The organism is Methylobacterium ajmalii, assembly GCF_036448855.1.
In the GTDB taxonomy this organism is placed as follows: Bacteria; Pseudomonadota; Alphaproteobacteria; order Rhizobiales; family Beijerinckiaceae; genus Methylobacterium; species Methylobacterium ajmalii.
Window position 1 is genome coordinate 22,927 of the sequence record NZ_JAZFXT010000030.1, and the last position, 24,707, is coordinate 47,633.

Here is a 24,707-nt window from a genome sequence, read left to right on the forward strand (position 1 = left end):
CAGGATGAGGTGTGATGATGGGATATTTTGTCCTACTTTTCATTGTCCGACAGATCGATCTGCCCCATCTGCCGACATCACTCGACGTCATCCCGGGGCTTGTCGAAAACGAGACCCCGGGATCCATACACGCCGACGGTGCCGAACGAGGCGGTTGGCGTTCCGCCTCTTCCTGAAATGTCGGCGTTTATGGATCCCGGGTTCCGCTGCGCGGCCCCAGGATGACTCGGAGGGTTTTGGACACGTTGGTCGGACCGAACGACTATGCGACGCAAAGCCCGAAGATCTCCTCCGCCTGCCTCACCGTCATCTTGCGCGCCGCCGGGCTCGCGATGAGCGTGCGGTCGTTGGTGCTCGCCGGATCGAAATCCTTGGCGGCGATGCCGGCATAGAGGCCCGGCACGGCGCGCTGCGCCATCTCGCGCACCCGGTCGCGGGGCAGTTGCCCGGGGGTGAAGCGGGTGGGGAAGCCGATGTCGGCGTAGAGTGCCCGGATCGCGTCGGCGCAGGCGGAAATCATCTCCTGGCGCGACAGGCCCGCGGTCTCGACCTCCAGCGCCTCGGCGAGCGGGCGCACCTTGGCGGGCAGCACCGCGAGGTTGAAGGTGACGACGTGCGGCAGCAGCACCCCGACGCCGTAGGGGTGGGGCAGGTCGAGATGGCCCTCGAGCGGCAGCGACAGGGCGTGGCCGTGGCCGAGGCGGGCGTTGCCGCAGGCGATGTTGGCCATGCAGGAGGCCACCAGGTTGTCCTCCCGCGCCCGGTCGTCGTCGGAGTTGATCGAGGCGCGCAAGGACGCCGCCTGGAGCCGCACCGCCGCGAGCGCCACCGCGTCGGTGAGCGGCGAAGCGATGCCGCTCAAGTAGGCCTCGACGCCGTGGGTCAGGGCGTCGACGGCGGGCAGCGCCGCGACGTGCATCGGCAGCGAGCGCAGGGTGACGGGATCGAGGATCGCGGCGTCGGGGAAGCTCAAGGGGCCGCCGCCCAGGAGCTTGAGGTGGCGAACCTCGTCCTTGACGATGGTCCATTGCGACACCTCCGAGCCGGAGCCGGCGGTGGTCGGCACCATGATCATCGGCAAGGCCTTGCGGTCGAACTGCCCGACGCCGGTGCACTCCGCCATGGGCTTCTGGTTCGTCGCCACGATGGCGATGCCCTTGCCGGTGCACATCACCGAGCCGCCGCCGATGCACACCACGCCGTCGATGCGATCGCGCCGCACCCGCTCGCCCTGGTCGTCGATATGCGAGCAGCGCGCGTCGATCCCGCATTCGTCGAAGCGCGAGACGGTGATTCCGGCCTCGGAGAGGGCCGCGAGCGCGTCGGCGTGGAACCCTTGCGCCGAGATCACCGGGTCGGACACGACCAGCACCCGGCTCATCTTCAGGTCGCGGGCGAGCACGCCGAGGGTGGCGAGCGCCCCGCTCCCCGAGACGATCCGGGTCGGCATGTAGAAGCTGGTGATCATGGGCGTCTCCTCGGGGGCGGGGCGCCTGTCTCCTCGGGCCCTCGCGGTCGTGCCGGCGGTGTCGCTCGGGCGGGAGCGCTCCGTCCAATACAAAGATCGCGCACGAGCCATAGCCGGCGACGATGGCGGAGCGTCACACCCGGGGGCGGGTGCTGCCATATCGCGAAACGATGGCGGGGCGTCGCGCAAACTATTGGACGGCGATCGATCGCATCCGCGATACCGTTGCGATCAACACGCATCGCCCCGACGCCCGAGAACGGGCGCGAGACCGGCCGATGCCGCCTGCCGAGGAAACGCCATGCCCCGCCCGTCCCGGACGCGCCGCCTCGCCGTCGCCGGCCTGCTCGCCACAGCGCTGACCGCCCCGTTCACCGCCCCCGCCTTCGCCGCCGAGACGCCCTTGCGCATCGGCGTGATCGAGGACCTGTCTGGGATGTATTCCGGCAACGGGGGCCCGAACATGGTGCTGGCCGCCACGATGGCGGCGGAGGATTTCGGCGGCAAGGTGCTGGGGCGGCCGATCGAGGTGATCGGCGTCGACCACCAGAACAAGCCCGATATCGGCTCGGGGCTGGCCCGCCAGCTCGTCGACCAGCGCGGCGTCACCGCCTTCGTGCTCGGCGGCGCGAGCTCGGTGGGGCTGGGCGTCCAGGCCTATGCCAAGGAGCGCAAGATCACCACGATGGTGACGGGCGGCTACGCCTCGCAGTTCTCCGGCCCCGGCTGCTCGCCCTACGGCACGCAATGGGTTCCCTCGACGGGCGAACTCGCCAACGCGGTGGCGGGCGCCGTGGTGCAGGGCGGCGGCAAGAAGTGGTATTTCATCACCGCCGACTACGTGTTCGGCCATGGGCTGGCTGCCGATGCCGGCAAGGCCGTGAAGGCCGCCGGCGGCACGGTGGTCGGGGAGATCCGGCACCCGCTCGGCGCCACCGACATCTCGTCGCAGCTGATCCAGGCCCAGTCCTCGGGCGCCGACGTGATCGGGCTGGCCAATGCCGGGCCGGACCTCGTCAACACCATCAAGCAGGCGCGGGAATTCGGCATCACCTCGAAGGTGGTGGCGATGCTGGTCTTCACCAACAACACCGTGGCGCTCGGTCTCGACGCGGCGCAGGGCATCCGCATGGCGGTGAACTTCTACTGGGACGCCAACGAGCCGAGCCGCGCCTGGGCCAAGCGCCTGATGGCCCGCAACGGCAACGTGGTGCCGACCATGGGCCACGCCGCCGCCTATTCCTCGGTGCGCCACTACCTGCGGGCGGTCGAGAAGGCCGGCACCGACGACGCGGCAGCCGTCAACAGGGCCATGAAGGAACTGCCGATCGACGACGGCTTCTACGGCAAGCCGCGCATCCAGGCGAACGGCCGGGTGGTGATGGACATGATGCTCGTCGAGGTGAAGAGCCCGAAGGACTCGAAGAGCAAGGCCGATCTCTACCGCGTCGTCGAGACGATCCCCGGGGACACGCTGTTCACCCCCGCCGACAAGAGCGGCTGCCCCCTGACCACCGCCGGCTGACCGGAAGGCTCCCCGATGAAGCTCTACGCCAACCCGACCTCGCCCTTCGTGCGCCTCGTCCGCATGGCGCTGATCGAGAAGGGCCTGACCGAGCGGGTCGACACCACCTTCGTCGACGCCTGGGCCGACGACGCGGCCTTCCTCGACGCCAACCCGGCCGGCCGCGTGCCGGCGCTGGTCGCCGACGACGGCACGCGGCTGACCGAGGCGCTCCTGATCCTCGCCCATCTCGACGCCGCCGGCACGACACCGGCAACTCTCGCGGGCGGACCCGCCGCGCTCTCGGCCGCCGGGGTGGCGATCGGGGTGTTCGACGCCGCGGTGGCGGTGATCATCGGCCGCAAGTCGGCGCCGGACTTCGATACCGGCCTCGTCGGCCAGAAGCGCTTCCGCACCATGCGGGAGGGCCTGCGGCGCCTCGATGCGGCCTTCGCCGAGAGCGGAGACTCCTTCGGACTGCCGGCGATCGCCGCGGTCACCGCGCTGGACTACCTGGCGTTCCGCTTCCCCGACCGGGACTGGCGCTCGCTCTGCCCCAAGGTCGCGGCCTTCCGCGATGCGCAAGCCGACCGCCCGTCGGTGCGGGACACCGTGCCGCGCGGATAACCCCGAGCCGTCCGCGCCCCATGCCATTCCCCCGAGCCTCGGCTATCGTAGGACCGACGGACACGGTTCCGGCGGCGGCGAGGGCCGGAGGTCAGGGGGAAACCGGCGCGATGGAGCTTCGCCATCTTCGCTACTTCGTCGCGGTGGCCGACGATCTCAGCATCACCCGGGCGGCGGAGCGGCTGAACATCGCGCAGCCGGCGCTCAGCCACCAGATCAAGAGCCTCGAGACCGAGATCGGCACCGCGCTCCTCCAGCGCCTGTCGCGCGGGGTGGCCCTGACCGAGCCCGGCCGCGCCTTCGCGGACGACGCCCGGGCGGTGCTGGCCGCCGTCGACGCGGCCAAGAGCCGGGCGCTACGCATCGCGACCGGCGACGTCGGCGAGATCCGCATCGGCTTCACCTCGTCCGCCTCGTTCCACCCCCTGGTGACCGGGGCGATCCGCGACTACCGCAGCGCCTACCCGGACGTGCGGGTCGCGCTCCTCGAGGAGACGACCGCGAGCCTGCTCGACGCCTTCCGGGCCGGCCGGGTCGACGTCGCCTTCATGCGTCCCGGCGAGGGCGAGGTCGACGACCTGTGGGCCCGCCACCTGTTCGACGAGCCGATGGTGGTGGCGTTGCCCGCGACCCACCGGCTCGCCGGCGAGACCGGCCCGGTCGGCCTGGCGGAGCTGTCGACGGAGGGCTTCATCGTCTATCCGCGCCGCAACGGCCGGGCGCTCTACGACGGCATCATGGCGGCCTGCGCGGCGGCCGGGTTCTCGCCCCGCATCGCCCAGGACGCGCCCCAGCTCGCCTCGGTGGTCAACCTCGTCGCCACCGGCATCGCGCTCGCCGTCGTGCCGCGCTCGATGGCGCGTCTGGCCACCGAGGGCGTGCGCTACCGCGCGATCTCCGGCCCGGCCCCGCGCGCCCCGATGACCCTGGTGCGCCAGCCGGCCCCGGAGATGCCGCACGCGCGGATCTTCACGGATCTGGTGCTGGCGCGGGCGCGGGAAGAGAGGGACGAGGCCTGACGGCGCGGCTGCGTCGCAACGCGACCAACCGGACACCGGCGATTCCTTGGCGAAAGGTCATCTCTTCCGCACAACATGGACAGTCCCGGCGTCAACCGAGAGGCCTTCCCGATGGCCGAAGCCGCTCTCGACATCGCCGAACAGGTCACCCGCGTCATTCGCTCGAACGAGGAAACGCAAAAGTTTATCGCCGAACAGCGCAAGCTGATGGCCGAGCAGGCCGAGCTTCAGGCCGAAGCGGCGAAGCAGGAACGCGACCGCATACTCGCTCCCTGGCAGACCATGGCCGCCAGCATGGCAGCGGGCGCGGCGCTCTTCGGGGCCGGGGCCGCCTTCGTCGAACTGATGTCGTGACCCGGATCGTCTCCGTGAGATGCCGACCCTGCTGCGACGGTCGCAGCGGGACCCCGCAAGATGTCCCAGGCCACGACGACCGCAGGGTGGGCCGCGGACGAGATCCCGTCCGATCTCGTCGCACGGCTCGCAACGCTCGCCCGGGGGATGCCGCCGGCACGGCGGCGCGGGCGCCGCCGCCCCTTCCCCGATCCTACAGGTAGTTCGTCAGCGACAGCTTCGCGAGCATCGAGGTCGCCTGGTAGCTCGCCTGGAGCTGGTTCTGCAGGCTGAGGAGCTTGGCCGCCGTCTCCTCGGTCGAGACCGTCTCGACGCCGTCCACCGTCTTCTCCAGCATCGACTTGGTGGCGGTGTTCTGGGTCTTCTGGGTGGCGATCTGGGCCGAGGCTAGGCTCAGCTCGGAGGCGATGCCCTGTACAGAGGGCCGGCCGTCGCCGGGCCGCAGCTGGGCCTGCACCCGGGCCGAGTAGGCGTCGAAGCGGGGAGTGTCGGCCTCGGTGGTGCCGAACGAGGTCGTGGCGAGGACGGCAAGGCCGCTCAGCGTCGCGCGGAAACCCGCCTCGTTGGCCTGGACGCCGATCGCCACCGACTGGTCGCGGGAGACCGGCACGGTCGCGGTCCGGCGCGGATCGACGGACGTGTCGTCGCCCTTGTACCAGATCACGGTGCGGCCGCTCGGGTCGGCGAGGTAGCCGGCGGCGTTGCCGGCGGCATCCGTGGCGACCCGGCGCGGGCTCAGGCCCGGCGAGGACGAGCCGGCGAAGAAGTCGCTCGCCGCCCGGGTGGCGGAGCTCGCCGCGAGGTCGGTCCGGGCGGTGGAATCGAGGGCGCCGGCGAGCGCCGCCGAGAGGTTGGCGGCGGTGGCGCCGGCGGTCGCGCCGATCGCGAAGGAGCCGGCCTGGCTGCCGTCGCCGGCCTTGAGGCTCAGGGTCTTGCTGGTGCCGTCGCGCAGGCCCAGCGTGACCTGGACGCTGTCGCCGGCCTTGAGCCCGGCTCCCACCGTGACGGTGGCCGAGGCCGGATTGCCGCCCGCGAGCGCGGCCGCCGCGCCCGGCGGGCTGGCGCTCTGGGCGCCGACCACGGCCTTGCCGGCGAAGGTTTTGCTGGCGAGCGCCGCGGTGAGGTTCCGGGCGCTCTCGCCCGCATCGGCGCCGATCGCGAAGGTGTCGTCCCCGCTCGTCCCCGCCGCCCGGGCGGTGAGGTCGACGAAGCCCTGGCTACCGTCGGCGTTGCGGACCGTCACCCGGACGATGTCGCCCTCCCGCGGCTGGCTGGCGAAGGACAGGGTCGCGGCCGAGGGCGTCGCCGCGGTGAGCGCGACCGAGAGGCCGGCCGGGTTCGAGCTGACGACGCTGCCGAGGGTGAAGCCGAAATTCTCCCGCACGCCGGCGGCGGCGCTCTCCGACAGGCTCACGGCCGCGCCCGCGGCCGAGAGGTCGAGCCGGCCGGTCTTCGCCGTGCCGGTGCCGAGATCGGCCGATTGCCGCTCGGCGATCACCGCCTTGACCCCGTCGAGGCCGGTCTCGGCGTCGCCGTCGAGGATGCGGCTCGCGGTCTCCACCGGGGGCCGGTCGGTGACCCGGCCGCCCAGGATGTAGAGGCTGCCGTTGCTCTGGTTGAGGGCGTCGAGGACGCCGCCGAGCTGGCCCGCCGCGCTCTGCTGCAGGGTGGGACGCGCCCCGGCGCCCGAGGCGGCCTGGGCGCCGACGAGGCCGCTATAGGCGGCCGATCCCAGGGTCGCGACCTGCTGCACGCTGGCGGTCGCCAGCGCCACGCGGTTCGCGCCGGTGCCGGCGGCCGCGATGAAGCCGTCGAGGGCGCTGATCTGGGCGCGGGCGCCGAGGCTCTGGGTGCGTCCGGCGCCGAGCCCGCCATAGGTGTCGGCGGTGCGGCCGCTGGAGAGCTGGTTCGAGAGCGTGCCGAGCGACGCCTTCATGGCGACGAGGCGGCGGGTGTTGAGATCGGCGGCGGCGCTGCCGGCCGCGAAGGGGGCGATGGTCATCGCGGGCTTTCCTCGTCAGATCCGGAGCAGGGTGTCGAGCATGTCGCGGGCGGCCGTCAGCACCCGGGCATTGGCGCCGTAGGCGGTCTGGAGCTGGATCAGCTTGGACATCTCCTCGTCCACGCTGACCCCGGATTCCTTGCCGAAGCGGCTCTGGGCCGAGGACAGGGCGATCTGCTGCCCCTCGTCGAGCTGCCGGGCCTCGGCGCTGGCGGCGCCGCGGGCGTCGATCACCGCCTGGGTGAAGCCGACGACCGTGGCGGCGCGCGGGGCGCTGACGCCGCCGATGCCGCTCGCCGCCGAGAAGGTCAGGGTGCGGCTCGCCAGGGCGTCCGCGAGGGCGCGGGGCCGGGCGGTGTCGCCCGAGGCCGTCGAGGCGGCGTAATCCACCATCGTGGCGGAATCCGCCGCGACCACCGGGTTGACGGCGAGGCGCTGGGCGAAGCCCGTCAGGTGCGAGCCGCCCTCGAAGGAGCCGGTGAACACCCCGCCGCCGGTCCCGGCATCGACGAACAGCGCGAGCTGGCCGGTGCCGGCCTTGGTGTCGGCGGCGCTCGCCGGCACGGTGACGGAGGCGCTCGCCCCGGTGAGCGCGAGGGCGGCCGGATCCGACAGGATGCGCACCGCGCCGGCCGCGCCGCCGGGCACGCCCGAGACGGCAAAGCCGGTACCGAGCACCTCGCCGATCCGGGCCGCGAAGGTCGCGGGCCCGCCCGAGATGTCGACCGGCACCACGAGGGCGGTCGGGTCGTCGGTGAGGCCGGGGTCGATCGGATCGGGCGCCGCGCCGTTCGTCGGCATCAGGATCAGGTTGCGGCCGACCCCGGCGGCGTTGCGCACGCCGAGGGTTACGGCGTTGCCGGCCTGGAGCCCGGTGAGGTCGATGTCGAACCCCGAGAGGCCGTTCGCGGAGGCCGCGGTGCCGGCGGCAGGCCGGTCGCTCAGCGCCCGCGACAGGCCGCCCGCGAGGTCGTCGAGCTGGCGCTGGGCCTGGACCAGGGTGTCGTCGCGCAAGGAGACCGCGGCGGCGATCGAGCCGGAGCGGATCGCCCCGGTGGCGACGAGGTCGATCCTCGCGCCGGCCGGCGTCGTCGCCGTCACGGTGCCGACCCCGCGGGTCTTCGCATCGCCGGTGTACTGCGCCTGCGCCGTCAGGGCGCCGCGGCCGTCGAAAGCGAGGCTCGCGGCCGCGCCGTGGTCGACGAGCGTCGCGCCCGAGGCGGTGAGCAGGGAGACCGAACCGTCGGACTGCTCGCGCACCGTCACGTCGAGGTATTGCGACAGGGTGTTGATCGCCTGGTCGCGCTGGTCGAGGAGGTCGGCGGTGGCGGGCTCGGTCTTCGAAGCGCCGGCGATCTTGCCGTTGAGCGCGGCGACCCGGGCGAGCAGCGTGCTGGCCGACGAGACCTCGCTGCCGAGCTGCGATTCGAGCCCGCTGCGCAGGTCCTGCACCCCTTGCGCGATGCCCGAGACGGTGGTGGCGACGGTCCTGGCCGCACTCACCGCGCTCGCCCGGGAGGCGGCGGAGGTCGGGTCGGTCGCCAGCGCCTGGAGCGACTGGGTGAAGGCGTTCATCACCCCGTCGAGGGCGGAGGCGGTCCCGGGCGTGCCGTAGAGCGCGTCGAGCTGGCCCTGCACCTTGGCCGAGAGCCCGGTATAGGCCGCCCCGGCGGTCTCGAGCCGCAGCTGCTTGAGCGAGACCGCGTCGAGGGTCCGGCCGATCGCGCCCGTGGCGACGCCGGAATTCCCCAGGGTCGAGACCGGCGTGAGGGTGCGCTTGACGTAGCCGGCGGTGCCGGCATTGGCGACGTTCTGCGAGACGAGGCCGATCGCCGCCTGCGTCACCTGCAGTCCGGCGGTCGCGGTGTTGAGGGCGTTGAGGGACATCGGTCTGATCCGGGTAGGCAGAGGGGGGCCGGGCCACCGCGCCCCTGATCGGGACCGCGCCGCGCTCCGGCTGTTCGCGGGCGGGCCGGACCCGGCCGCGTCGTGCGGCCGGGTCCGGAACGGGATGAGAGGCGAGCCGCCGTCAGCGGATCACGTTGATCAGGTCGGACATCATCTGCTGGGCGGTCGACATCACCCGGGTGTTGGCCGAATAGGCCTGCTGGGTGACGATGAGCTTCGAGAACTCGCCGGCCGTGTCGGTGTTGGACTGCTCGACGTTGCCGCCGATGATCGTGCCGCCGGCCAGCCCGGTGAGGGGCCCGCCGGATTCCGCCGTCTCGGCGTAGTTGCCGCCCGAGACCGCCTTGAGGCTGTTGGGCGCGTTGAAGCGCGCCACCCCGACCTGCGCCAGCGCCACGCTGTTGCCGTTGGAATAGGTGCCGGTGAGCTTGCCGTCGCTCGTCACCGCCAGCGAGTTCAGGGTGCCGGCGGCGTAGCCGTTCTGCTGCAGGGTGTTGGTCGTGACCTGGCCGGCCGCCGCGCCGTACTGGGTGAGGCCGCCGGTGCCGAAATCCAGCGTGACCGCGCCGAGCTTCGTGCCGTTCACCGTCACGTCCGGGATGCTGAGGCTGGTCCCGGTCGGGGCGGTGAGCTGGCCGCTGCCGTTGAAGGAAAAGGCGGTGCCGGCGTTCTTCCAGGTGCCGGCCGAGGTCCCGGTGGCGGTCTGGTCGGCGTAGAACAGGTTCCAGGTGCCGCTGGTGCCGGCCGTGGCGTCGGCCTCCGCGACCTTGGCCCAGCGCAGCTGCATGCTCACCGGGGAGCCGGTGCCCGAATAGGCCGTGAGCTCGCCGCCGCCGACGCTGGACTTGACGAAGGCGTCGGTGTCCGAGGCCGCCACCGACGGGGCGCTCGCCGCGGTGCCGGAGAGCACCCGGGCATCGCCCCCCGGCAAGGTGCCCAGCAGCGCCGAGCCCGAGGCGGTGGCCGGGGTGCTCGGCAGGTTCGCCGCGTAGGAGATGCTGGTCGTGGCCTTGGCCGGCAGGGAGGTGCCGGAGATCTGGATCGGCCCGTTGCCGGTCGAGAGGCCGGTCGCCGGGTCGAGGCTCTGCCCGGTCAGGTAGGCGCCGGCGCCGTTGACGAGGTAGCCGTCGCGGTCCACCGCGAAGTCGCCGCGGCGGGTATAGAGGTTGTTGGCCGAGAAGACCGGGCTGCCGCCCGCGTCGCTGCCCTTGGTCTGGACCGTGAAGAAGCCGTCGCCGCTGAGCGCCATGTTGGTGGCGACGCCGGTCGCCGCCACGCCGCCCTGGAGGTTGTTGGTCAGCTGCGAGAACGCCGCGACGCCGCCGGCGGCCTGCTGCTTGGTCGGCCGTTCGGTCAGCATGTCGACGAAGTCGGTGTCGATCCGCTTGTAGCCGACGGTCTGCGAGTTCGCGATGTTGCCCGAGATGTTCTCGAGGCTGAAGGCCTGGGCCTTGAGGCCCGACACCGAGGTCTGAAGCGCGCCGAAAACGTCCATCTCACCCAGGGCTCCGTTCCGCCAAGGTCATCCGGGGGAACAGGTCCGCAAGCCGCGTGCCACGGGTAAGCCATTGATTTTGTTGAGACGATGCGGAGCGAGGCGGCAAAACCCGCCGGGCGCGGCCGGCGCCGTCCGGCAAAAACTGCCGCGGGACAGGGGCATGACGTTTACGGGCTGTTGAACCTCTTGCCCTTACCTGCATGTCTGGACGGTGCTGGACCCCAGGGATATGCGCACGAGCAAGCGAAGCAGCCTCATCCACCTGATCTACTTCTCGCGGGCCCAGCTCTCCGCCGATCCGGCCGCACGCCTGCGCCAGATCAACGAGATCGCCCGGCACGCGCAGAAGAAGAACGAGTTCTCGGTGATCACCAGCCTGCTGATCGTCGATCAGGGCTATTTCATCCAGATCCTCGAGGGGGAGCGGATGTCGGTGCAGGACACCTTCCAGCGGATCAGCGCGGATTCCCGCCATCGCGACGTGCACATCGTCGAGTGGCGCGAGATCGCCAAGCGGGAATTCGTGACGTCGTTCGCCTACGTGCTGCGCACGCCGACCAACGACGCCCTGTTCCAGAAGGCCAACCTGGCGCCGATGCTCCAGCGCGGCACCCCGAAGTCGAGCACGATCCACGCGCTGGCCCAGGCTCTCCAGGCCGACACGATGGCCAAGCAGGGTATCGACCATCTGTTCGTCTAAGTGTCGCCGGGAGCCCCCGACGGCCCGTCATGAAACCCAACCCGCTGGCTGATCCCGATGAGCGAAGCACCCCCGATCCTGATCGTCGACGACCAGGCCAAACTCGTCCGCCTGGTGACCGAGTTGATGAACCGCCTCGGCTTCCCGGAGGTCGAGGGCGTGACCGACGGGCCGCAGGCGCTGGACCAGCTGCGCACCAAGCGCTACGGCCTGGTGATCTCCGACCTCGACATGGAGCCGATGGACGGGATCCAGCTCCTGCGCGAGATCCGGGCCGACGACACGCTGCACAACACGCCGTTCATCCTGACCGAGACCTCGTTCAGCTTCGAGGACATCAACGTCGCCCACCTCGCCGGGGCCGACGCCTTCATCCTCAAGCCGTTCGACCTGTCGCTGCTGAAGACCAAGCTCAAGCAGGTGCTCAACGGCCGGCCGCGCAAGCGCGAGACGCCGGTCGGCCCGCTGTCCAGCCTCAACGTCGACTTCCCGCTGCTCGGCAAGTTCTGAACCCGGCGCCGCCCCGTCCCGGGGCCGCGCCGGACCTCTCTCACGCCCGCCGCTTCTGGTAGTCCTTCACGTCGGTGAAGCGGATCGCCGGCGCCCGGTCCTCCTCGTACTTGAGCGAGAAGCCCGTGGTCGCCATGAAGACCGGCGCCCCGTCGAGGTCGCTCGCCATCGACGAACCGTGCGAGCCGATGAACTTGTCGAGCTCGGCCTGGTCCTGCGCCTCGATCCAGCGGCAGATGGTGAAGCGGGTCGGCTCGTAGTCGATCGGCAGGCCGTACTCGGCCTGGAGCCGCTCCTTGAGCACGTCGAGCTGCAGCGCCCCGACGACGCCGACGATGGCGCCAGAGCCGTCCTGCGGCAGGAAGAGCTGCACCACCCCCTCCTCGGCCATCTGCTGCAGCGCCTCGCGCAGCTTCTTGGCCTTCATCGCGTCGGTGAGCTTGATCCGGCGCAGGAGCTCGGGGGCGAAGCTCGGCACGCCGCGGAAGACCAGCTCCTCGCCCTCGGTGAGCGTGTCGCCGATGCGCAGGGTCCCGTGGTTGGGGATGCCGACGACGTCGCCCGCATAGGCCTCGTCGGCGATCGCCCGGTCCTGGGCGAAGAAGAATTGCGGCGAGGACAGCGAGATCGGCTTGCCGGTGCGCACCAGCCTCGCCTTCATGCCGCGGCTGAGCTTGCCGGAGCAGACCCGCATGAAGGCGATGCGGTCCCGGTGGTTCGGGTCCATGTTCGCCTGGATCTTGAACACGAAGCCGGTCATCTTCGGCTCGGTCGGCGAGACCGCGCGGGTGTCGGCGTCCTGGCCGCGCGGCGGCGGGGCCACCTCGGCGAGCCCGTCGATCAGGTCGCGCACGCCGAAGTTGCGCAAAGCGGAGCCGAAGAACACCGGGGTCAGGTGGCCCTCGCGGAACGCGTCGAGGTCGAACGGCTTGCAGCCGCCCTCGGCCAGCTCCGCCTCCTCGCGCCAGGTCGCGGCGTCGCCGAGTTCAGGCAGCAGGGTGTCGAAGAGCGGGTCGTCGATCCCCGAGACCGGCACCGTGCCGGCATCGTCCGCCGCGTCGAGCCGGCGGACGCGCCGGCGCAAGAGGTCGTAGGTGCCGGCAAAGCTCCGCCCGCGCCCGATCGGCCAGGTGACGGGGGCCACGTCGAGGGCCAGCGTCTTCTCGATCTCGTCGAGGAGGTCGAAGGGGTCGCGGGATTCGCGGTCGAGCTTGTTGACGAAGGTGACGATCGGGATGTCGCGCAGGCGGCAGACCTCGAACAGCTTGCGGGTGCGCGCCTCGATGCCCTTGGCCGCGTCGATCACCATCACGGCGGAATCGACCGCGGTCAGCGTCCGGTAGGTGTCCTCCGAGAAGTCCTCGTGGCCCGGCGTGTCGAGCAGGTTGAAGACGCAGTCGCCGTACTCGAACGTCATCACCGAGGTGACGACCGAGATGCCGCGCTCCTTCTCGATGCCCATCCAGTCCGAGCGGGTCGAGACGCGGTTGCGCTTGGCCTTGACCTCGCCGGCGAGCTGGATCGCGCCGCCGAACAAGAGCAGCTTCTCGGTCAGCGTGGTCTTGCCGGCATCCGGGTGCGAGATGATCGCGAAGGTGCGGCGCCGGGCGACCGGATCGGCGGGGGCGCGCGGAGCGTCTGTCTGCATCAGCATGGGAGGTGTCTAGCCCGGACCCGGGACTCTGTCGCGGGCCTAAAAAGGGGCCCGGTCGTCGGTGAGGAAAGGAGAGCCCCCGGACGGGGACGCGCGGGCGCGCGGTGCCCGCGCCGCCTCTCTACCCCAAGCCGGCGCCGCAGGGCCAGAGGCTCAAGGGCCGAGTGCCGTCCGGGACCGGAACGCTCCCCGCCCGAAGAGCCCCTCGCTCGCAAGCCCCTGCCACGAGAGCCCCTGCTGCGAAGGCCCCCTGCCCTCGCCTCAGCCGCGGCCGATGAACGGCATCTTGGTCGCCATCACGGTCATGAACTGCACGTTGGCGTCGAGCGGCAGGCTCGCCATGTAGACCACCGCGTCGGCGACGTGCTTGGCGTCCATCGTCGGCTCTGGCCGCGTCGAGCCGTCGGGCTGGGGCACGCCGGCCTGCATGCGCACGGTCATGTCGGTGGCGGCGTTGCCGATATCGACCTGGCCGCAGGCGATGTCGTGGGCGCGTCCGTCGAGGGAGGTCGAGCGGGTGAGGCCCGTGATGGCGTGCTTGGTGGCGGTGTAGGGCGCCGAGAACGGCCGCGGCACGTGGGCCGAGATCGAGCCGTTGTTGATGATGCGGCCGCCGCGCGGCTGCTGCTTCTTCATCAGCCGGAACGCGCCCTGGGTGCACAGGAAGGCGCCGGTGAGGTTGGTGTCGACCACCGCCTTCCAGGTCGCGACCGGCAGTTCGTCGAGTTCGACCGGCGGCGCGCCGATGCCGGCATTGTTGAACAGCACGTCGAGACGGCCGAACGTCTCCTCGATCCGCGCAAACAGCGCGGCCACCGAGGCCTCGTCTCCGATGTCGGTCGGCTGCGCCAGCGCCCGCCGGCCCTGGGCCTCGATCTCGCCCGCCACCGCCTGCAGCGGCTCGGGCCGGCGCCCCGACAGCACCACGTCGTAGCCGGCCTCCGCCAGCCCGAGCGCCACCGCGCGCCCCACCCCCGACCCGGCCCCGGTCACCAGGGCGACCTTCTGCGTGCTCATCGCGCCTCTCCTCCCCCACTCGTCGCGCCCGCCGTTTCGCCGGCCTGTGCGCCCCTGCCGGCATACACGAGCGGACGTGAGCCCGACAGGCCCTCCCCCGCGCCGACCGCCGAGCGGCATCGCGACGGCAACGCCGGAACCGCCCGACGCCCCGGTTGCCAGCGCGAGCCCACCCGGCTATGGAAGCGCCAGCCGCGCGTTGGGGCGTCGCCAAGCGGTAAGGCAGCGGTTTTTGGTACCGCCATTCCCAGGTTCGAATCCTGGCGCCCCAGCCATCTTCTCACCTAACCCATTCAGAACGCTCACTTTCTCGCGCAGGCGCCCTGCGGAGTGAGCCGGTTGCTACATTCCGCTGCTACACAGGCCGCCCACCCGGGCGGCGAGGGAGCGGAGTGGGGTCCATCGCCAACGTCGTCCTCCGGGGACGAATCTTCCACTTTCGACGCCGCGTGCCGGACACGCTCAGACCGAGGCTGCGCCTGAAGGAACTGGTGCGCAGCCTCGCGACCACCGACCTTCGTGCTGCCAAGGCGAGAGCCTGTCGGGTATACCTCGCCTCGGAGAGCCTATTCACGGCCCTATGCGCGACGCCGATGCTGACCGACGACCAACTCGCCCGCCTCGTGCAGGACTTCTACGGGATGATCCTCGACGGGGATGGACAAGGACGGATGACGCATGGGGCTATCACCGCCGACATGCGGGAGCGGCGCGTCGCCCAATACGAGACGATGGCGGCACGGGCGCGTGACGCTCTCGGCTGCAACCGGCTGGAAGAGGTGGGCTTCGTCACCGTCGCCATGCTCCGCAAGCAGGGCATCGCGGCAGCCGACCTCGAACCACATGCAGTCGCGCAAGCACGGCAGGCGATGCTGCGGGCCGGCATCGACGTCGCCGAAGCGCTCAAGGCGCGTTACGAGGGCGACTTCAACTTCGAGCCCCGCGACCGCCTGCTCAAGATGCAGCTGGCGGCACTCGACGAGGCTCCGAAAGCCCCGCCCACGGAGAACACTGCGGCACCCCGTCCAGCTGAAAAGGAAGCGGTGCCGCCGCACGCCCCCGAGCTTTTTTCAGCAGTCGCCGCGGCGTTCCGAAACACGCAGGCCGCCACCAACACCTGGGATAACCAGACCGCGTCCCAAGCAGGCGCAACCTTCCGCCTGTTCGTCGACATCTGCGGAGACCGCCCCCTCGCCGCCTACACCCGCAAGGATGCTGGTCACTTCCGCAGCCTCGTCGAGCGGCTACCGAACGACTACGGCAAACACCCCCGCTACCGAAACCTCACGGTGGACGAGATCCTGGCGGCGCACGAGGCGCTGCCCGACAAGCAGCGCACACAGCCGATCACCCAGCGGACCGTGAAGCGGCACTTCTCGGCACTGTCGGCGCTCTGGACGGCTGCGGTCGCAAGAGACGAGGCGGCAACGAACATCTTCCTGGGATTTCGCTTCAGCAACACTCGAAAGGCGAGCGAGCAACGCGCCATGTGGGAGCGGGACGAGCTCGCCCGCCTCTTCGCGACACCAATCTGGGCAGGCTGTGCCTCCCCCGGCCGGCGAACCACACCGGGCACCCTCATCCTACGCGATGAGAAATTCTGGCTGCCCCTGATCGCCGTGTTCTCCGGCATGCGCCAGGAAGAGATCTGCCAGCTGCATGCCGAGGACATCCGGCAGGACGAGGGCATCTGGTTCATCGACATCAACGACAGACCCCCGCGGAAACTCAAGAACGCGACGGCGGTCCGGCGCGTACCGATCCACTCGCAGCTGATCCGCCTGGGCTTCCTCGCGCATGTCGACGCGCAGCGCCGCCGCCGGCAAGACCGCATCTTTCCCACGCTCGAACCCGGAGGGGCTGACGGTCGACTGGGTCACGCCTTCACCAAGTGGTTCACCCGCTATCGACGCGACGTGAAGCTCTACCGGCAGGGGCTCGACTTCCACTCGTTCCGGCACACCGCGACGACGCTGATGCACCAGGCGGGCACAGCAACTGCCGTCATCGACCACGTGACCGGGCACGTCACACCGGGCGAGACGGCGCGGTACACCAAGCGTTCGTCGTTATCCCAGCTGCAAGCGGCAATAGAGTCGGTCGCCATCGGGGTCGACTTTACGCAGCTCCACACAACAAAGTCTGCGTAACGAGAATCCTGACATCTCGGCGCAGCAACATCTTCAAGCCCCCTGTCTGCGCAAAGAAATCTCCTCGCTCTACGTTAGCCTCTGCGCCCACCCCGCAGCGGTTTAGGCGGCGCCTCATCATCAGCAGGGGTGACGAACAACTCGCTCAAGGGTACAGAGAGTGCCTCGGCAATCTTGTCGAGCAGGTCGACCGTCGGGTTCTCGACCTGCCGCTCCAAGCCGCCAAGATACGCGCGGTCCACGCCCGCATCGGCAGCCAGTCGCTCCTGGCTAAGCCCTTGTGCCACGCGTACGCGGCGCAGGTTCCACGCGACCAAAGCTCGTCCCTTCATGGACGAGGACCAGCGGCCAGCGAGGGCCATCAAACCACTGGCCATAGCCACAGGGAACGGCTACGGTTGTCCCGCGGCGAGGAAGACCGCGCGGGGCAGGCAGGGTCACGATGCGGGTGCGCATTCACCGCGGCACGCGCGAGATCGGCGGCACCTGCGTCGAACTCGCCCACGATGGTGCCCGGCTCCTACTCGACCTCGGCCTGCCCCTCGACGGCACGCCGGACGACGCGAACTGTCACCCACCGGTCGAAGGACTCGACGGCAGCGGCGACCTCCTCGCGCTCATTCTCAGCCACGGCCACCGCGACCATGTCGGGCTGAGCCACCTCACCGGACCCGACCTGTCGGTGGCGCTCGGCGCGGCGACCCTCCGCATCCTCCAAGCCGCCGCTGCCTTCGTTCCCGATACCTGGGTACCGCCCAACACGGTGACTTTCGGCGACGGCCAGTCCCTCACCTTCGGCCCCTTCACCGTCACGCCGATCCTCGTCGACCACTCCGCCTTCGACGCCTACGCGCTCGTCGTGGAAGCCGGCGGGCAGCGGCTGCTCTACTCCGGCGACCTGCGCGCGCACGGACGCAAGGGTGCCCTCTTCGAGAGTCTGGTCCGCAGCCCGCCGCGCGCCATCGATGCCCTCCTCATGGAAGGATCGAGCCTCGGCCGCCTCGACGCAGAGCGGCTTTTCCCGACCGAGGACGAGATCGAGCACCGCTTCGTTGCGCGGTTCCGCGAGATGTCAGGCCTGGCCCTCGTCGCGGCCTCCGCCCAGAACATCGACCGCGTGGTCTCGCTCTACCGTGCCTGCAAGCGCACCGACCGTACGTTGATCCTCGACCTCTACGCCGCTGAGATCCTGGCCGCGACCGGCCACCCCAGCATCCCGCAATCCGACTGGCCGAGCGTGGCGGTCTTCGTCCCGCACCACCAGCGCGTGCGCATTAAGCGCACCGGCCGCTTCGACCTGCTCACGCGGCACGGCCGTCAGCGGATCTACGCGGAGCAACTCGCGGCGCTCGCGCCCCGGGCGGCCCTGCTGTTCCGGCACTCCCTGCTGCCAGACCTCGACCGAGCCGGCTGCCTCGCGGGCGCCGAGGCGATCTGGTCACAGTGGGACGGCTACCTCCGACAGCCCCGCGGACAGGCGCTCGCCGCCGGCCTCGCTGCCCGCGACATCCCGCTGACCCACGCCCACACCTCGGGCCATGCCAGCATCCCGGACCTCAAGCGTCTGGTGGCGGCGATCGCGCCCCGGCGGCTCGTGCCGATTCACACCTTCGAGCCGCAGCGCTTCCCATCGCTGTTCGGCGCCAGCGTCGACATCAAGGAGGACGGACAGTGGTGGGACACGACGGCATGAGCGAGACAACACCCTATCGGGCCCTGGGCGAGCCGTTCCTCGCGGCGCTCGAAGCCCTCGCGACCGCGCCGCATGGCGGCTGGTGGGCCGACGTCCTCGCCGACTCGGACCTGCTGCTGGCAGTGCGCGACCGCTCGCTCAACGTCTACTATCGCGGCGCGTCGCTGTTCCGGATTACCCCGGCGGGCGCGGGCGTCTCGGCTGAGACGCACGTGAAGTACCTCGTGCGCCAGCGTCAAGCGCTGACCCGGCTCGGCCAGGACGGGGGCTTCACGCTCGACCCGGGCACGGCGGTGTGGACGCGCTACGAGGGGCCCGGCACGCTGGCCGAGATGAAGCGGGCCGCCGCCGCGCTCTCCGGCCTGGAGAAGGCGGGCGTGCACGCGCTCGTGAAGGCCAGCCCGAACGTCGTCGATGTCGAGATCGCGCTCACCGGCGCATCGGTGGAGGCTGCGTCCGCCGAGCGGGAGGGCGCAGAAGCGGACGCCATGCTCCTGGCGCCGGACACAGAAGCCGCGGCCACCCCAGCTCCGGCTCAGACCCGCCAGGATCGGCTCGATGTCGCGAGCCTGGAGGAACAGGGCGCGGCCGACGAGGCGTGGTTGGTGTTCCACGAGGCCAAGCTCGCCGCGAACCCGAGCCTTCGTTCGAAGACCACTCCGGCGATCGTCACGCAGGTCGCGCGCTACCGCGCGACGTTGACGGAGCAGGCGGAACAGCTGGCAGAGAGCTACCCGGCCCTGTGCCGCGACTTGGTCCGCCTCGATGCCCTGCGCGGGACGGTGCGTGCCGCCCGCGGCCTCGCCGCCGTGCCGACCCTTGATCCGCTGGTGGACGAGATCGCCCGCGGCGCGCGCCGGCTCCGAGTCGACACTGAGCCCCGGCTCGTGGTGTTCGGCTTCGATGCCGATCAGCGTGACGGCGCACTGAAGGCGGTGATCGACGAACTGCGCGGGCAGCATAGGCTACAGGTCTATGCGGTCGGCCGCCCCGGCGGGCGCACGACAGCTGCCTTCCGCCGCCCTGCCGACGCGGCCTGACAGCACCCGCCCAGATAGGGTGCGACCGCCGGCCGCGGCAGGAATCTGCGTCCGGCGGTAAATTCCGAGGGGGGTCAACGGGAATACATATCGTCGGCTCTGCCGGAGCCTCCGCGAGACCCCTTCGTCATGTCCAGCCCAATCCCGTCATCCGCCCTGTGCGCCGCACGCCGCACCTCCGTGCGTAAACTTGCGACGGTCCGCACGGACTACACGTTGCGGGCGATCCGTTGCTCAGGGCTGACGCTGAGCGAGTGCCACGCCGCGGTCGCGCTTTAGCCCCTTCAGACATCGTTCGTTCCCTCAACCCGCTCCGCCTGCTGAGATAAGCACGGCAGCGGGCGACGCAGGACCGCGCATCATGGCCCGCCCACACCCCCGCCCCCGTTACTACGCCGCCCCCGCGCTGACGGCAGCCCTGTTCCTGGCGGGCGGGCCGCCGGCCGCCGCACGCGCGCCCGAGACGACGAGCGCGCTGACGCAGATCGCCGGCACTTGGGCGGTGAGCGAGCGGGCCTGCCCCCACCGGGACCAGCGCGTCACGATCATCACGGAAAACGAGCAGGTCACAGACGGCCGCGCGGCGGAGAACCTAAGCTGCCGCGTCAAGCGCGCGACCCCGCACCGCACGAGCGTCGCGCTCGCGCTCGTCTGCGACTTCGGCAGCGAGGGTCCGCTGAGCTTCGAGACGACGGCCACGGCGACCCGCACCGGCCCGAAGACGCTGACCTACACGACGCGCTTCGTCGGCGGCGAGCCCTACACCGAGAAGCTGGTCCTGTGTGAGCGCCCGAACGAGGTCGCGGCGAAGCCCGGCGCCCCGGACCCGACAACGCCGCACTACGTCCTGCCCCCGCTGCGTACAGGCGAGTACTACGAGGGGCACGCCTACCCGGCGGACTATGACGAGCGCCGCCAAGAACTCCTGGGCGAGAAAGGGACGCCCCTCCCGCGCGCGAAGGACGAGGTCTGCCTGCTAGACTTCTGCCGCAAGTACCCCGAGATCCGCGCCTGCTACGCCGACTATTGCGTCGGCCGCTGGAAGCGCGCGGACGGCGCGACGCTGGACTACGTCGTAAGGCCGGAGACGCTCGAGGTTCTGAAGATCGTCTGCCGCGACACCTGTAGCGCGGACGAGATCCGCCTGCACGTCCGGTAAACTGCCCGTGCCCTAACGACTCAACAGCTGGAGAAGCTAGGCAATGCAACCAGCAGGTGGATGCCAACTGGAGCACCCTGACAACACGGGAGCCTCCTTACCGAGCGTCGGCATCTTCTGGGGCGTGCCGGACGGCGGACGCACCGTGCTGGTCACCGACCGCACGCCCATGACCGAGGCGGAAATCTATGGCGACTGCCTCACCCACCCGCGCGGGCACCACGAGGTCTGGGAAGCATGTCGCAAGCTCGGAGCCACGGCGCTGCGCCGTCGTGGCTTGCCGCCGGCCATCGTAAATCACGAGTACGAGGCGTTCCCGCGCGGGCGGGTGGTCTACATGCGCGAACCGGCGCTTTTCACCCTCTACGCCGACCGGCACCTGCAACGGCCGGAGACGATCACCAACATCATCTGGCTTTTCGGCCTCGCCGGCGAGCGACACACGGTGCGCTCAGACGCGCACTATCGGACCCGGGGCGGAAGGCAGTTAGTATGACCGGCAGCTCTGCAGACATCGAAGCGCTACTGGTTGACGTCAACGACCTGAGCAACCCGACGCCCGGCATGCTGCCGGCGATCTTCCGCGACATCGTCGGACGCCTCGACGCGGGCGGTTACGCGTATGCCGTGATCGGCCGCATCGCCCTGGCGCTTCACGAGCGAGCCCGCTTCGTGCGCGAGATCGAGATCGTTGTGGGCGGCGACGCAGACGAACACGACCGCATCGCCGCCCTCGCACGAGCAACCCAAGCACGATTCGCGGCACACATGGACCCGCGATTGTGCCGGCTCCACATCGTTCTGACGCTGAGACTCAGCACCTGTGTCGCCGAAACGCAGCTGCTAGCGGACGCGGTCACATGCCAGTGGTTCGGTGTCCAGGCTCGGCTAGCGAGCGCCGAGTACCTGCTTTGGCTATGGTGCCGGTCCGACAGCCTCGACCACGCGGTAGACGCGTCAGCACTGATCACGGGGGGCGCTGTCGACCTCTACTCCGTACGGGATCTGCTGCGCACGACGGATGACGTGCAGGAAATCGGTCAGCGGCGACTGCGGCTGGCAATCGGCGACGCGGTCCTGTCGGCAACGTCCTCGTTCAGCCGGTTCATGGCCGAGCGGCGGGCCCGGCTCGACCCGAACCGAGTGCCGGTCTGGCGCCTGCGCCAAGCGTAGGCCGCAGACCGCGACGATCGCTGAGAGCACAGTGGTCCGCTGGGCCACAACCCCGGAGCGCTCTGGAGGACGACCGCGTCCACGGCTGCCCTGCGGGTGTCCCGACGACTACATTACAGCGAAAATTGTCCCGGCTAGCAGCAGAGAAGTTGGGCCAGAGGCCCAAACCAAGAGCCAGCGAGATTCGACCGGTGAGCACCAGCGTACCCCAGACAGGCGGACAAGTGATCCCAACCTTCGGTACATTAACATGTCCCCGAGCACGGCGAAAGGTGACCTCAGCACCAGCTATCGGGACGGCGGGACAATGCTCAGCATAGCGCTCCTAACCTCCGCCAACGCTGTCGGAGGGAGCCGTGATACCGCGTCGGGGGAGGAAGCCAGCCACGACAGCACAGCGGCTACGTCCATCCGCGCCGAAGGCGCAGATCCGTTCAAGCGCGTCGCCGTCGGACGAGAAATCCCAAGCGACATAAGGCTGATCGTCGTACGGTCGGACGCCCCGAACTCTAAGTAGAGCGGCAACTCTGGTATGCGACCCGCAAGGGAGTGATAGCCGAGGTCCCCGAGGACTTGAGCCAGGATGGCGCCGTAGCACGTGAATAACCTCACACACTGGTAGCGAACGTCTCGCTCGACAAGCTCAAGGGTAGCCCGAATGACGCGCCGCGGGTCCTCCCCGGGGTCCTTGTCCAGTTGGTTCTGCACAATCCGCGGCAGCGAACGGCCCTGCATCCACCAGAGGCAAACCAGGGCAAGGAAGCGATGCAGGCGGCTGCGCTCAAGGAGACCCAGCAGCGTCTTGTGGCACGCCTCAAGGACTGCGCAGTAGGAATCATAAGCGTTTTTGTTGTCGGGATACTTCGGTACGAGGGCAGCTGCCCTAAGGTCGTCGGACGCCTGCTCCTTAAGCTGGTCATAAAGTAGCTGCTGCCTGTGGGCCGAGATGTCTGGGCTTTGCCGCAGCACCCCCTGTGGCAAGCGGATGACTCCGGACGCGGTCGAGATTGCGGCCTGGATGGCATCGACCCGACGACTGTCGACCCCGTGATCCCGAGAAATCCTTTCAAGCGTCGCGGGTAGCGTGCCGTCCCGATAATCGCCCAGTAGGCTGATGAACACCGCGTCAAACCCTGCTTGGTCGGGCGCGGAACCGGTCGGCCCGGCAATCGTCGACAGCAGCCGCGTGGTTCGAACAACCCCTCCGTCCAGCGCAGGTAGCAGCGGTGCGTCTCTCGATTCCGCGAGCGGAGCAGTCCTCCAGTCGTCGTAATCGACGAGGAAGATGTTGCCCTGGAACTCTCGCAGCAGGCGTCCGGCTCGGCCCGAAAGATTCCAGAAATCAACGCCCCGCAACGGGATGCCTTGCCCCTTCTCAGGTCGGAACATGAAGATGTTCCTTGCCGGCAGGTTCACACCCTGAAGCAAGGTGCTCGTACATACCAAGTAGTCGACGTCACCAGCGGCCACGGCATCCTCGACTGCAACACGAAGCTGCGTGGGCATGTTTGAGTAGTGGAACGCGACGCCGGCCATCGCGCACCCGACCAGAGCATAATCGCGGTGGACCGACTCACGGGCCACACGGGCGAGTTCTGCACGTCCTGGGGTGAGAGGTCTGTCGCCCAGCCGTCGTACTAGTTCAAGCGCGACCTCCTCCGCGTCTGACTGGCCGTTCGTATAGACTATGTTCGTTGTACCCCGTCCCAATGCTGCGGCGACGTTGGCCAGCTTCTCAATTTTAGTCGTCGTCCGGCGGCCCAACCGGAGTTCGCCCACAAGCAGACGACTTCCGTCCTCGCCCACGAGCCGAAGCGAGATCCCCCCGGCGCCCGGGTCGTCCACACGTACGAGAACGAAGTTCTGCGCGACGGTAGGCTCGCGCGAGCGCAGCGTCTGCACATCCGGGACGCCGAGCAGGCGTCCGAATACGTCGAGGTTCCTGACGCCGGGGCTAGCGAACATCAACTGGATCGAGGCCTTGCGCTCTATCAAGTCTCGCAGGACAGTGTTTAGCCTGACTCCGCGCGCACCCTCGGCAACGAGATGCGCCTCATCGACCACTACAGCGTCGGCCGCAAAACCGGGGTGGGCCGCGAGCAGAGCTTGCGCTCGCTCGGGCGTCAACACATAGACGGCGCGGGCCGGCGGCGTTGAAGCCGCCTCAATGGGCACGGTCGGCACCTCCGGTGGGGCCACACGCCCCTGGGAGCCAGCCAGGCCAACGCGAATCGAGCGGGAGACCTGCGTAATAAGGGCCCTCGTCGGCACGAGATACACCACAGAGCGTGGGCTGGGATCCTCAAACGAAGCTGCAAGAAAGCGCTCCAGGACGAAGGACTTGCCCGCAGACGTCGGGGCGGCCATTGCGACGCGCCGACCCGAGCGCAGCCTCGACCAGAGGTCTAGCTGGAAGTCGGTTAGCTGCGTGGGCTCTTTGCCGATGAGGACGGTGCGACGGTCGCTCTCCACCAGCTCTTCGGCAAGGAGACCGATCGGCAGCGCGTCACGCGCCGTCCGTACCTCTGGTTGCGTGAGCATGGACGGGAAATTACCCAGTCGCGCCAGCACAACGCGGACTGCTTGGTCGAGGGGTAGCTCAGACGCGCCGCGAAGTTCGTAGGCAGATGTCGCGGTTCGGAACGCCGCGAGGCGGTGCCGGGGGACCTCCGAGCATGCAAGGATGGCGGCCGACATCACCGCCTTGGCGACCTCCGCCGAAGACGGTGCATCAGGCATATTTAGAGCGCCTAACAGAACCTCTTGATCTGGTTGAGGGTGATGAGGCTGGCCTGCAGGAATGTGAAGGCCTCGTAGATGTCGGCGCGCCGTTCGTAGCGGACGGGCAAGCGGCGGGCGCGGTTGAACCAGGCATGGCTGCGCTCGACCACCCAGCGGTGCCGCCCGAGCCTGTCACTTCTCTCGATGCCGCGTCGGGCAATCCGCGACCTGATCCCCCGCGCCCGGCACTCCTGCCGCCGCACGGGGGCATCATAGGCTTTGTCGGCGTGCAGCTTGTCGGGGCGCTGGCGCGGGCGTCCACGCCGCCCGCTGCGCAAGGGCGGGATCGCTTCCAGCGTCGGGGCCATCAGCGGGCTGTCGTGACAGTTGGCACCCGTCAGGACGAGGCCGAGCGGCGTGCCACGGGCGTCGGTGACGAGGTGGCGCTTGGTGCCCGCCTTGCCCCGATCCGTCGGGTTCGGGCCGGTGGCAGACCCCCTTTTTTCGCCG

At 69.8% G+C, this 24,707-nt stretch carries 21 protein-coding genes and 1 tRNA gene; 13 read left to right on the forward strand and 9 right to left on the reverse strand.

Features of this window, described 5'->3' with window-relative positions; genetic code table 11:
* Positions 1-262 precede the first annotated feature (262 nt).
* A complete protein-coding gene (locus V3T34_RS15420; RefSeq protein ID WP_305079132.1) occupies positions 263-1,468 on the reverse strand; it encodes an iron-containing alcohol dehydrogenase in 1,206 nt (401 codons plus the stop codon).
* Between the two features lie 301 nt (positions 1,469-1,769).
* Here V3T34_RS15420 and V3T34_RS15425 point away from each other — a divergent pair, with 301 nt between their 5' ends.
* The 4 genes from V3T34_RS15425 to V3T34_RS15440 all read left to right on the forward strand — a co-directional run bounded on the left by V3T34_RS15425 (position 1,770) and on the right by V3T34_RS15440 (position 4,972).
* Complete coding sequence (locus tag V3T34_RS15425) at positions 1,770-2,993, forward strand: ABC transporter substrate-binding protein (protein ID WP_060847277.1); 1,224 nt, start codon at positions 1,770-1,772, stop codon at positions 2,991-2,993.
* Positions 2,994-3,008: 15 nt separating this feature from the next.
* A complete protein-coding gene (locus tag V3T34_RS15430) occupies positions 3,009-3,599 on the forward strand; it encodes a glutathione S-transferase family protein (protein WP_305079133.1) in 591 nt (196 codons plus the stop codon).
* A gap of 110 nt (positions 3,600-3,709) precedes the next feature.
* Complete coding sequence (locus tag V3T34_RS15435) at positions 3,710-4,618, forward strand: LysR substrate-binding domain-containing protein (RefSeq protein WP_060847275.1); 909 nt, start codon at positions 3,710-3,712, stop codon at positions 4,616-4,618.
* Between the two features lie 111 nt (positions 4,619-4,729).
* Positions 4,730-4,972 carry a hypothetical protein gene (locus tag V3T34_RS15440; RefSeq protein WP_305079134.1) on the forward strand — a complete coding sequence of 81 codons (243 nt, stop codon included), beginning with the start codon at positions 4,730-4,732 and terminating at the stop codon, positions 4,970-4,972.
* 193 nt (positions 4,973-5,165) lie between these two features.
* Here V3T34_RS15440 and V3T34_RS15445 read toward each other — a convergent pair whose 3' ends face one another.
* The 3 genes from V3T34_RS15445 to V3T34_RS15455 all read right to left on the reverse strand — a co-directional run bounded on the left by V3T34_RS15445 (position 5,166) and on the right by V3T34_RS15455 (position 10,377).
* The gene (locus tag V3T34_RS15445; RefSeq protein WP_305079135.1) at positions 5,166-6,974 is read right to left on the reverse strand and encodes a hypothetical protein; all 1,809 of its coding nucleotides are present in this window, start codon (positions 6,972-6,974) and stop codon (positions 5,166-5,168) included.
* Positions 6,975-6,989: 15 nt separating this feature from the next.
* On the reverse strand, positions 6,990-8,861 hold the full coding sequence (flgK, locus tag V3T34_RS15450; protein WP_331369225.1) for a flagellar hook-associated protein FlgK: 1,872 nt from the start codon (positions 8,859-8,861) through the stop codon (positions 6,990-6,992).
* A gap of 142 nt (positions 8,862-9,003) precedes the next feature.
* The gene (locus V3T34_RS15455) at positions 9,004-10,377 is read right to left on the reverse strand and encodes a flagellar hook protein FlgE (RefSeq protein ID WP_091889761.1); all 1,374 of its coding nucleotides are present in this window, start codon (positions 10,375-10,377) and stop codon (positions 9,004-9,006) included.
* A 232-nt stretch (positions 10,378-10,609) separates the two neighbouring features.
* Between V3T34_RS15455 and V3T34_RS15460 the strand changes: the two genes are divergently transcribed.
* Together V3T34_RS15460 and V3T34_RS15465 are read left to right on the forward strand one after the other, a co-directional pair.
* Positions 10,610-11,080, forward strand: coding sequence for a BLUF domain-containing protein (locus tag V3T34_RS15460; protein WP_060847271.1), 471 nt, complete (start codon positions 10,610-10,612; stop codon positions 11,078-11,080).
* A 57-nt stretch (positions 11,081-11,137) separates the two neighbouring features.
* Entirely contained in the window at positions 11,138-11,590 is a 453-nt protein-coding gene (locus V3T34_RS15465; protein WP_060847270.1) for a response regulator, read from the forward strand.
* 40 nt (positions 11,591-11,630) lie between these two features.
* Here the strand turns inward: V3T34_RS15465 and V3T34_RS15470 are convergent, their stop codons facing one another.
* Both V3T34_RS15470 and V3T34_RS15475 read right to left on the reverse strand, forming a co-directional pair.
* Positions 11,631-13,244: a peptide chain release factor 3 gene (locus tag V3T34_RS15470; protein WP_091889759.1), complete on the reverse strand. Its 1,614-nt coding sequence runs from the start codon at positions 13,242-13,244 to the stop codon at positions 11,631-11,633.
* 261 nt (positions 13,245-13,505) lie between these two features.
* Complete coding sequence (locus V3T34_RS15475) at positions 13,506-14,261, reverse strand: SDR family oxidoreductase (RefSeq protein ID WP_305079137.1); 756 nt, start codon at positions 14,259-14,261, stop codon at positions 13,506-13,508.
* 200 nt (positions 14,262-14,461) lie between these two features.
* Between V3T34_RS15475 and V3T34_RS15480 the strand changes: the two genes are divergently transcribed.
* Together V3T34_RS15480 and V3T34_RS15485 are read left to right on the forward strand one after the other, a co-directional pair.
* Positions 14,462-14,536 (forward strand) — tRNA-Gln (locus V3T34_RS15480).
* 117 nt (positions 14,537-14,653) lie between these two features.
* Positions 14,654-16,411, forward strand: a complete 1,758-nt coding sequence (locus tag V3T34_RS15485) for a site-specific integrase (RefSeq protein WP_331369226.1) — start codon at positions 14,654-14,656, stop codon at positions 16,409-16,411.
* Positions 16,412-16,485: 74 nt separating this feature from the next.
* Here V3T34_RS15485 and V3T34_RS15490 read toward each other — a convergent pair whose 3' ends face one another.
* Positions 16,486-16,743, reverse strand: a complete 258-nt coding sequence (locus tag V3T34_RS15490; protein ID WP_048463683.1) for a helix-turn-helix domain-containing protein — start codon at positions 16,741-16,743, stop codon at positions 16,486-16,488.
* A gap of 110 nt (positions 16,744-16,853) precedes the next feature.
* Between V3T34_RS15490 and V3T34_RS15495 the strand changes: the two genes are divergently transcribed.
* From V3T34_RS15495 to V3T34_RS15515, 5 genes are all read left to right on the forward strand, one after another.
* Positions 16,854-18,104 (forward strand): MBL fold metallo-hydrolase, encoded by a 1,251-nt coding sequence (locus V3T34_RS15495; RefSeq protein ID WP_305079139.1) that lies wholly within the window; start codon positions 16,854-16,856, stop codon positions 18,102-18,104.
* Entirely contained in the window at positions 18,101-19,144 is a 1,044-nt protein-coding gene (locus V3T34_RS15500) for a hypothetical protein (RefSeq protein ID WP_305079140.1), read from the forward strand. Before V3T34_RS15495 ends, V3T34_RS15500 begins: the two co-directional genes overlap by 4 nt.
* 361 nt (positions 19,145-19,505) lie before the next feature.
* On the forward strand, positions 19,506-20,303 hold the full coding sequence (locus V3T34_RS15505; protein ID WP_305079141.1) for a hypothetical protein: 798 nt from the start codon (positions 19,506-19,508) through the stop codon (positions 20,301-20,303).
* Positions 20,304-20,448: 145 nt separating this feature from the next.
* Positions 20,449-20,799, forward strand: coding sequence for a hypothetical protein (locus V3T34_RS15510; protein WP_305079142.1), 351 nt, complete (start codon positions 20,449-20,451; stop codon positions 20,797-20,799).
* Positions 20,796-21,476 carry a hypothetical protein gene (locus tag V3T34_RS15515; protein ID WP_305079143.1) on the forward strand — a complete coding sequence of 227 codons (681 nt, stop codon included), beginning with the start codon at positions 20,796-20,798 and terminating at the stop codon, positions 21,474-21,476. Before V3T34_RS15510 ends, V3T34_RS15515 begins: the two co-directional genes overlap by 4 nt.
* A gap of 288 nt (positions 21,477-21,764) precedes the next feature.
* On the opposite strand, the gene V3T34_RS15520 is transcribed toward V3T34_RS15515, so the two are convergent.
* The gene (locus V3T34_RS15520; RefSeq protein WP_305079144.1) at positions 21,765-24,173 is read right to left on the reverse strand and encodes a DEAD/DEAH box helicase; all 2,409 of its coding nucleotides are present in this window, start codon (positions 24,171-24,173) and stop codon (positions 21,765-21,767) included.
* A gap of 53 nt (positions 24,174-24,226) precedes the next feature.
* Positions 24,227-24,707: IS5 family transposase (locus V3T34_RS15525; protein WP_331369227.1), on the reverse strand; the 481-nt coding region annotated here is incomplete at its 5' end.

Coding starts and splice junctions, on each gene's coding strand:
- V3T34_RS15420 (WP_305079132.1), bottom strand. CDS start 1,468: ATGATCACCAGCTTCTACATGCCGACCCGGATCGTCTCGGGGAGCGGG.
- V3T34_RS15425 (WP_060847277.1), top strand. CDS start 1,770: ATGCCCCGCCCGTCCCGGACGCGCCGCCTCGCCGTCGCCGGCCTGCTC.
- V3T34_RS15430 (WP_305079133.1), top strand. CDS start 3,009: ATGAAGCTCTACGCCAACCCGACCTCGCCCTTCGTGCGCCTCGTCCGC.
- V3T34_RS15435 (WP_060847275.1), top strand. CDS start 3,710: ATGGAGCTTCGCCATCTTCGCTACTTCGTCGCGGTGGCCGACGATCTC.
- V3T34_RS15440 (WP_305079134.1), top strand. CDS start 4,730: ATGGCCGAAGCCGCTCTCGACATCGCCGAACAGGTCACCCGCGTCATT.
- V3T34_RS15445 (WP_305079135.1), bottom strand. CDS start 6,974: ATGACCATCGCCCCCTTCGCGGCCGGCAGCGCCGCCGCCGATCTCAAC.
- flgK (WP_331369225.1), bottom strand. CDS start 8,861: ATGTCCCTCAACGCCCTCAACACCGCGACCGCCGGACTGCAGGTGACG.
- V3T34_RS15455 (WP_091889761.1), bottom strand. CDS start 10,377: ATGGACGTTTTCGGCGCGCTTCAGACCTCGGTGTCGGGCCTCAAGGCC.
- V3T34_RS15460 (WP_060847271.1), top strand. CDS start 10,610: ATGCGCACGAGCAAGCGAAGCAGCCTCATCCACCTGATCTACTTCTCG.
- V3T34_RS15465 (WP_060847270.1), top strand. CDS start 11,138: ATGAGCGAAGCACCCCCGATCCTGATCGTCGACGACCAGGCCAAACTC.
- V3T34_RS15470 (WP_091889759.1), bottom strand. CDS start 13,244: ATGCTGATGCAGACAGACGCTCCGCGCGCCCCCGCCGATCCGGTCGCC.
- V3T34_RS15475 (WP_305079137.1), bottom strand. CDS start 14,261: ATGAGCACGCAGAAGGTCGCCCTGGTGACCGGGGCCGGGTCGGGGGTG.
- V3T34_RS15490 (WP_048463683.1), bottom strand. CDS start 16,743: ATGAAGGGACGAGCTTTGGTCGCGTGGAACCTGCGCCGCGTACGCGTG.
- V3T34_RS15495 (WP_305079139.1), top strand. CDS start 16,854: ATGCGGGTGCGCATTCACCGCGGCACGCGCGAGATCGGCGGCACCTGC.
- V3T34_RS15500 (WP_305079140.1), top strand. CDS start 18,101: ATGAGCGAGACAACACCCTATCGGGCCCTGGGCGAGCCGTTCCTCGCG.
- V3T34_RS15505 (WP_305079141.1), top strand. CDS start 19,506: ATGGCCCGCCCACACCCCCGCCCCCGTTACTACGCCGCCCCCGCGCTG.
- V3T34_RS15515 (WP_305079143.1), top strand. CDS start 20,796: ATGACCGGCAGCTCTGCAGACATCGAAGCGCTACTGGTTGACGTCAAC.
- V3T34_RS15520 (WP_305079144.1), bottom strand. CDS start 24,173: ATGTCGGCCGCCATCCTTGCATGCTCGGAGGTCCCCCGGCACCGCCTC.